This is a genomic window from Chitinophaga polysaccharea (assembly GCF_007829335.1).
GTDB lineage: Bacteria > Bacteroidota > Bacteroidia > Chitinophagales > Chitinophagaceae > Chitinophaga > Chitinophaga polysaccharea_B.
Window position 1 is genome coordinate 199,502 of the sequence record NZ_VIWO01000010.1, and the last position, 7,653, is coordinate 207,154.

General features: G+C 41.4%; 6 protein-coding genes. 5 read left to right on the forward strand and 1 reads right to left on the reverse strand.

Annotated features, from left to right (window positions below):
* Window positions 1-36: 36 nt before the first annotated feature.
* The 3 genes from FHW36_RS26600 to FHW36_RS26610 are packed head-to-tail and all read left to right on the forward strand — an operon-like array spanning window position 37 to window position 3,766.
* Window positions 37-3,261 carry an efflux RND transporter permease subunit gene (locus FHW36_RS26600; protein WP_145673761.1) on the forward strand — a complete coding sequence of 1,075 codons (3,225 nt, stop codon included), beginning with the start codon at window positions 37-39 and terminating at the stop codon, window positions 3,259-3,261.
* A complete protein-coding gene (locus FHW36_RS26605; RefSeq protein ID WP_145673762.1) occupies window positions 3,258-3,563 on the forward strand; it encodes a hypothetical protein in 306 nt (101 codons plus the stop codon). The genes FHW36_RS26600 and FHW36_RS26605 overlap by 4 nt, the downstream gene beginning before the upstream one ends.
* Window positions 3,564-3,580: 17 nt before the next feature.
* Window positions 3,581-3,766 carry a YgaP family membrane protein gene (locus tag FHW36_RS26610; RefSeq protein WP_145673764.1) on the forward strand — a complete coding sequence of 62 codons (186 nt, stop codon included), beginning with the start codon at window positions 3,581-3,583 and terminating at the stop codon, window positions 3,764-3,766.
* Between the two features lie 108 nt (window positions 3,767-3,874).
* Here the strand turns inward: FHW36_RS26610 and FHW36_RS26615 are convergent, their stop codons facing one another.
* The gene (locus FHW36_RS26615; protein WP_145673765.1) at window positions 3,875-4,573 is read right to left on the reverse strand and encodes a hypothetical protein; all 699 of its coding nucleotides are present in this window, start codon (window positions 4,571-4,573) and stop codon (window positions 3,875-3,877) included.
* A 444-nt stretch (window positions 4,574-5,017) separates the two neighbouring features.
* Here FHW36_RS26615 and FHW36_RS26620 point away from each other — a divergent pair, with 444 nt between their 5' ends.
* Both FHW36_RS26620 and FHW36_RS26625 read left to right on the forward strand, forming a co-directional pair.
* The gene (locus FHW36_RS26620) at window positions 5,018-5,443 is read left to right on the forward strand and encodes a lipocalin-like domain-containing protein (protein ID WP_145673767.1); all 426 of its coding nucleotides are present in this window, start codon (window positions 5,018-5,020) and stop codon (window positions 5,441-5,443) included.
* Window positions 5,444-6,215: 772 nt separating this feature from the next.
* The gene (locus FHW36_RS26625; protein ID WP_145673769.1) at window positions 6,216-7,496 is read left to right on the forward strand and encodes a M12 family metallopeptidase; all 1,281 of its coding nucleotides are present in this window, start codon (window positions 6,216-6,218) and stop codon (window positions 7,494-7,496) included.
* Window positions 7,497-7,653 lie beyond the last annotated feature (157 nt).

A 7,653-nucleotide genomic window follows, 5' to 3' on the forward strand; every position in this document is an offset into this window, starting at 1 on the left:
TAACAGCTTCGTTATCACCAACTATAAATCATTATAATGAAAAACGGATTTTCAGGAAATATAGCGAAGGCATTCATACAATCGAAATTAACGATTTTGTTGATGATCGCCTTTTTACTGATCGGAGGCTATAGTACTTTTCTCATTCCACGTGAGGAGGAACCCCAGATACAAGTGCCCATGGCCGATATTTTTATTAGTTACCCGGGAGCTTCGCCAAAAGATGTGGAAACCAAAGTTGCAGCGCCAATGGAGAAAATGATCTCCAATATAAAAGGTGTGGAATATGTGTATTCAACCTCCATGCAGGGGCAGGCGATGGTAATCGTACAGTTTTATGTGGGCGAAGATGTAGAGCGCTCACTAGTAAAACTGTATAGCGAGTTAATGAAAAATATGGATAAAATGCCGCAGGGCGCTACTCTTCCATTGATCAAAACACGGTCGATAGACGATGTTCCGGTACTTGGCTTAACTATCTGGAGCGATAAATATGACGACTATCAACTGAAACTGATTGGACAGGAACTGGCTAATGAGATCAAAAAAATAAATGATGTTTCCGATGTCAATATTCTGGGAGGACGCGATCGCGAGGTAAAAGTATTACTCGACAAAAATAAGATGGCTGAAAACCATGTTGATTTTCTATCTCTCAGCAAACAGATCCAGGGCAGCAATATGCAATTGCAAAGCGGAACGCTGCTCCAAAGGGATACCGCCTTTTCTGTGGAAACCGGTAACTTTCTAGCAAGTGCCGATGATGTTGCCAATTTGGTAGTGGGCATAAATCAGCAACAGCCTGTTTATCTGAAACAGATAGCTAAAATAGAAGAAGGCGCCGAAACACCCGTTCAATACGCGCTGTTTGGATATGGGAAAGCTGATGCATCAAATTTCCGTGCTTTTAAATCTAATTACCCGGCAATTACGCTGTCGGTTGCCAAAAAGAAAGGCGCCGACGCGATGAAGTTATCTGAACAGCTCTTAAATAAGATTAACCACTTAAAAGCAGGATTATTACCCGCCGATGTGCATTTAACGGTTACCAGGAACTACGGCGAAACAGCCTCCGACAAAGTATCTGAATTGCTGTTTCACTTGTTTATTGCAATTGTGGTGGTTACCGTATTTGTAATGCTGGCCATGGGATGGCGCGGCGGCCTGGTAGTATTTCTATCAGTGCCGGTAACCTTTGCCCTGACGCTTTTTGCTTACTATTTTATGCATTACACGCTTAACCGTATTACCCTGTTTGCCCTGGTATTTATAACAGGTATCGTGGTAGACGATTCCATCATCATAGCGGAGAATATGCACCGGCATTTCAAAATGAAAAAGTTACCTCCATTACAGGCAGCCATATATGCCATCAATGAAGTAGGTAACCCGACCATACTGGCCACCTTTACTGTAATTGCCGCGGTTTTGCCCATGGCCTTTGTTTCCGGTATGATGGGACCATATATGAGCCCGATGCCTATTGGAGCGTCTATAGCAATGTTATTATCATTAATAGTGGCGTTAACGCTTACTCCCTATCTGGGTTATATATTCCTCAGGGAAAAAGAAAAACATAGCGCTCCAGCTGAATCAACTGAACACAAAGCGCTTGAAGAAACCCGCATTTATAAAACATATCGCTCTTTCATCCATCCACTACTGCAAACCCGCTGGAAACGCTGGACCTTCATATTAAGTATCGTGATAATCCTGGTTGCCTCCCTGTTTATGTTCTATACCAAAACAGTTGCAGTAAAGATGCTTCCTTTTGATAATAAGAATGAATTCCAGGTGGTAATTGATATGCCTGAAGGTACAACGCTGGAAAAAACGCAGGCGGTAGCAAAAGATATCGGTGCTTATATTTCAGCACAACCACTGGTTAGAAACTACCAGTCCTATACAGGTACTTCTGCCCCCATCAGCTTCAATGGGCTGGTACGTCATTACGACCTGAGAAAGGGCGATAACGTTGCGGACATACAAGTAAACCTGGTTGATAAAAAAGATAGAAGCCTGCAAAGCCACAGTATAGCCAAACAAATGCGCGGGCCCATACAGCACATCGCCCGGAAATATAACGCGAATGTGAAAATTGTGGAGGTCCCCCCCGGTCCGCCAGTGTTATCGACGCTGGTAGCTGAGATTTATGGGCCTGATTACAGGGAACAAATGAAGATCGCAAACCAGGTAAAGGCCCTTTTTAATCAAACTACAGATGTGGTAGATGTTGACTGGATGACCGAAGATGATCAGCCGGAATATCATATTGAAGTCAACAAAGAAAAGGCTATGCGTTACGGAATAGCTACAGCGCAAATAACTGCAACCATCAATGCTGCCTTATCGGGTATGCCGGCAGGGAATATCTTCCAGCCAACGGCTTACAATCAAACTCCTATAAAGTTGCAATTGAGTGATACCGACAAAACCAGTTTAGACGATGTGCTTAACCTGAAAATTATAGACATGCAGGGTAATGCACTTCCTATCAGAGACCTGGTAACGGTAACCAGGCAGGTCAAACCGAAAAGCATCTACCGTAAAAACCAAAAAGAAGTGGTATATGTACTGGCTGACATGGCCGGTAGCCTGGAAAGCCCTTCTTATGCTATTTCGGATATCTCAGATAAACTAAAAACGATACCTATACCCAAAGGATATTCATTAAAAGAAGAGTATACCCACCAGCCGGAACTGGAAGACAATTATAGCCTGAAATGGGATGGGGAATGGCAGATCACTTTTGAAGTTTTCAGGGACCTCGGCATCGCCTTCGCTGTAGTGATTATTATGATCTACATTCTGATTGTTGGCTGGTTTCAGAATTTTACGGTACCTCTGGTTATGCTTGCTGCCATCCCTTTATCATTAATCGGTATTGTAATAGGCCACTGGTTGTTTCATGCCTATTTTACAGCTACTTCCATGATTGGCTTTATTGCGCTGGCGGGTGTAATGGTCCGAAACTCCATACTATTGATTGACTTTATTAATATCCGGCTAAAAGCCGACGTTCCGTTAAAACAGGCAATCATAGAAGCCGGGGCAGTACGTACCACCCCTATTTTACTAACCGCGGGAGCCGTGGCATTGGGTGCGGTGATCATTTTATTTGATCCTATCTTCCAGGGATTGGCGATTGCATTAATGGGGGGCACCGTAACTTCTACGTTCCTTACACTGATCGTAGTCCCTTTATTATACTTCAAAATGATGCATAAAAAGGATCCTAAACAATTAAAATCCGGTATATGAAACTGTTTATAGTTACCTGTCTAAAGGAATTCCTGGGTGATATTTCAACAATCTTCAGGCAGGCAAATATTGATATCTTCAGCTCGGGCGATATCGTTGGATACAAAGACAGTCAGCCACCGGCCCTTTCGGAAGAATGGTTTGCCAGTGGAAATGCACAATTTGATTCAGTGATGATATTTGCGTTTACAAGTGATACAAATGCCAAACTTGGAATTGATTTGATCATTGATTACAATAAAAACCTTCAAGAAGCTTTTCCGGTCCGGGCATTTGTTCTGCCTGTGGAAAAATATGTTTAACCTTAAAGCTAAAAAATATGAGAGAAAGAATTGTGCGTGCCGTTGCCGGCACACTGGTTTTGACCAGTATAATCTTAGCGTATACGGTAAACACCAACTGGATATGGCTGGGCGTATTTGCAGGTGCAAACCTGCTACAATCTTCCTTTACCAGGTTTTGTCCGCTGGAAAAAATTTTAAAGGCCGCTGGTGTTAAAGACTAATTAATAATATTATTTTTTCTGTTTAAGGTCGCGCAGGTGCCCCCCGGGTGTCACGTGTGTAACAGCTTTGTTGTTTAGATTTTACCTTCTGCTATTTAGGATTTGTGTTCAACAGATCAGTAACAATCTGCTCTGTCCGGTTTTTTCCTTGGGCGCACGATGAATACAGGGAGCAACCTGGCTTCCGGGATGATCAACCGCCAACCTCCATAGGTTACCAAGCCCCAAGCTTATTAGACGTGCATCAGGGCTAGCCTGGTAATGCAGATCAAAGCAATGTTCACTCAGGAATGATTCAAAACCGTCCTCTGCTCCATGATATAGTTTTCTGAGTTCATCACGTATTTCCGGGATAAGTACTTTCTTTTGCCCTTGTGCATTTGGTAATATATCACTGGATTCGCCATAATAGGTACATAAAAAGGTATCGGTAGGTATAGGAGAGCGATCTACATGAAAAGAATAAACATCGGTTGGAAAAAACGGGTAGGTATCATCGCGGTCATAGTGGCTGATCACATTAAGGATCGGCAATGCACCATGAGCCTCCAATAACTTCAGGTCATTTAAAAGAATTTCCCGGGCAAGCTGTCCCTGTTCGCTCAACTGAAGTTCACGAAGTTCCTCTTGTCCGATTTCTGTTATATTCCCGCTTAGCGTTACCTTCTCTACAATCTCAGCAAAATCCCCCGTTGGCTGACGATTCCAGCAAATCGCGTTAATTTCTCCGCTAAATGGCGTAGAAACAAGGTCCTGAAAATTCGCGACGTAGCGTACTTGTTTCTCCGCATGAGATAAATCTATCATAATAAGCAATATAAAATCATCTGACAACGAAGTACCGTTATTTTCGTTTAAAAAATGAAACAATTCGAAATTTGCACTGGAAGAAAAAATGCTTAAGACTACTTATCATAAAAAGCATCAATATTTTCCCTTTATGCCAATCCGTATTTTATAGAATTTTTCTATACGGATCTGGCAGACTTTGTTTACAAACTGGCAGTAAAGAAAACTAATGCCGCATTCGCACAAAATCCTTCAGCATTAGCGTACCATCTCAGATCCATTAAAAATAAGTGTGACCATTGCATATATTGAACAAAGACAGCATCGCTCCTGCCTTGATCAATATTGTCACTTTGCAAAATGCAGTATATATCATTTAAATTGCAGAAAAAGATATCAGCTGCTTGCCGTCTAAAGAATGATTAATAACTTGTACCTTATTAAAACTTAACTATAAGAACAATGAAAAAACATCTTTTCTCTTTGACCGCCATCATGATTTTATTTGGTACTGCTTGCCAAAATAACCAGCAGCATCAGGAAAATACCGCTACCCAAACACAAGAAGATTCAACGAAGACAAATAAAAAGCCAACTATGGCTGAAAGCTTAATCGGAAAATGGATTCAGCCAATCCCCGGACAAGAAGCTGAAAAGCAGGGTATGCAATTAAATGCTGATGGCTCGGCAAGTTCAATCAACATACATACATTAATTTATGAAAAGTGGCAACTAAAAGGTGATACATTGCTATTGTCGTATCATACAGAAGGGGTTAAGACAACTGGTTCATATGTAGATACTGTATTGGTAAAGAATTTAACTGATTCAACGCTTGCGCTGACTATAAAAGGTGCTGCTGATATGAACTACACCCGGGAGAAGTAACCTAACGAAAACACTCGGCAATTTCATCTCTTTATTGTCTTCGAAGTATGTCAATATCATTTTTCAAATGTTCCGCCCCGGCCATCGCCAGGGCGGATTAAATCATGCAAAAGCTCTTCGGTGGGCACATGATAATAATCGCTAAAATTTCCCAAATGAAGTACTAAACACGCAAGGTTCTGATTAATAGGTATTTGGCTATAATGCCCAACAGATAAGTACTTTACACTACTGCACTATATTATCAATTTTAGATGCTTTTTTTGCACGGCGCTATGCAGCTGTTTTTCTTTCAACTATTTTTCTCTACTTTTATCCTACTGCAGAGCACAACGATTGAGAAAATAACTTTAACCTGATAAAACTGAGCTTGTTTCCCGACAATAATTAATGATCCTATGACTTATTTTTAATCATCCTATCAAATTATGATTAGTAATGTCTTATTCCTTTTAACAGGGAATTTGATTACCTGGATTCTGTTATACTAAGTGCTGAATTAGTTGTTCACGTACTTTGAAGGGGGAGCCATGCCTCCGGGTAATCTGCAAGAGAGCAAACGGTCGAAAATACTGGCTAACTGCTAACCAGTGTTTACCATTTACACGATAATTTTAATAGAATCAGGCATCGCAAATGCCTGCATACAGCCCTTTGCCTGTTGCCAAAAGAATAAGTTAACCGTTACTGTGATGCTTGCCAGGGAATATCCTGATGCTTATCCATTATGTCATCACTTTCCATTTTTCACCATAAATTTTAATTCAATTTTATGAAAAGAATCAATTTGTTGAACTCATTGTTAACAACCATGATTACTGTTACTGTTTTGAGTTCCTGTAAAAAAAACCAGGAATCTGCTACTGGAGATACCCCTCACATTTCACGGGAAAATGTCCGGGCAGAAGTTTATCACTACCATCAAAGCGGAAATACCATACAAGCTTATTATCGCGGCAACCTGGTTAATCTGCTTGAAATTGAGAACGGAATGTACCTCCTGGGAGGTGATGTAGTTTTGAAAAGAGAAGACATCAGGATGCCGGGAGATCCGCGATCAGAAAGCACAACAAACGGGGTTGCATGGCCTGACAAAACTATTTATTACAGGTATGATAATAATGCTACTAACAACCTCAAAAACAATGTATGGCCGGCGGCAACACGGATGTGGGCAAATGCAGGGCTAGGCCTCCGCTTTGTGTATGATCAGCGTGCGGTTCAGCCAAGATATATTCAGCTGAGCGAAAACCACGACGGCTCTGCCTATTCAACAAGTGTGGGGGCGCCGGGAGGAAGCATGAATATTTCAATTGACCTGGATGCCTTCAGTGCAGGGAATCTTGCTCACGAAATAGGACATGCTTTAGGCCTGGAGCATGAACAAAACCGCCATGACAGAGACCTGTTTGTATTGGTCAATACGGCAGGCCTCTCTCCCGAATGGGCATCTCAATATAATATTAAAGCGAATGCCACTCCTGTTGGCCCAATGGATTTTGGCTCCATCATGTTATATCCCAGTGAAGATGGCGTTCTCACAAAACTGGATGGAGGCAGATGGGCTGCAAATCGCGCCAACCCCTCTCCAACAGATATCCTGGGGATTAACTACAAGTATAACATAACAACCTATACAAGTGATGGAGCTTATGAATTAACAACACAGCTCACAAATCGCAAAGCACTGCAGGCAGATAGCCAGCATGATATGGTTCTTGCAGATACTATAAGAGGTACATCAGCTCAGAAATGGAGAGTAAGGCATCAGAATAATGGATTTTACAAACTAACCGCATGGCGGGATTCTACCAAATGCCTGGCTAAGTCAAATGCGGGTATTATATTACAGGCTTATAATGGAACCGATAATCAGTTGTGGGCAATTGTACCTTCCTATATCGATAATTATTTCAGGTTAGTTAGCAAAACTGATAATAAAATATGCATAGGCCTTGATACAACAGGTGTCGGTATTGCACGACCTCATATAACAACAAAAGAATTCAGAGTGGATACTGCACAACAGTGGCAATTCAGAAAAATTCAATAATGTAGCGTTATTTTAGTAGCCGGAGGGGAAACACTGGTTCGGATCCAATCATCCAGCTAGCAAAGAGGCTGTATCATAAATAAATGGTACAGCCTCTTCTTTTTTGATGGTGCATTTTATCAATTTGAGATAATATCTTAAAAAATCAATATTCTTT

Coding starts and splice junctions, on each gene's coding strand:
- FHW36_RS26610 (WP_145673764.1), top strand. CDS start 3,581: ATGAGAGAAAGAATTGTGCGTGCCGTTGCCGGCACACTGGTTTTGACC.
- FHW36_RS26605 (WP_145673762.1), top strand. CDS start 3,258: ATGAAACTGTTTATAGTTACCTGTCTAAAGGAATTCCTGGGTGATATT.
- FHW36_RS26620 (WP_145673767.1), top strand. CDS start 5,018: ATGAAAAAACATCTTTTCTCTTTGACCGCCATCATGATTTTATTTGGT.
- FHW36_RS26625 (WP_145673769.1), top strand. CDS start 6,216: ATGAAAAGAATCAATTTGTTGAACTCATTGTTAACAACCATGATTACT.
- FHW36_RS26615 (WP_145673765.1), bottom strand. CDS start 4,573: ATGATAGATTTATCTCATGCGGAGAAACAAGTACGCTACGTCGCGAAT.
- FHW36_RS26600 (WP_145673761.1), top strand. CDS start 37: ATGAAAAACGGATTTTCAGGAAATATAGCGAAGGCATTCATACAATCG.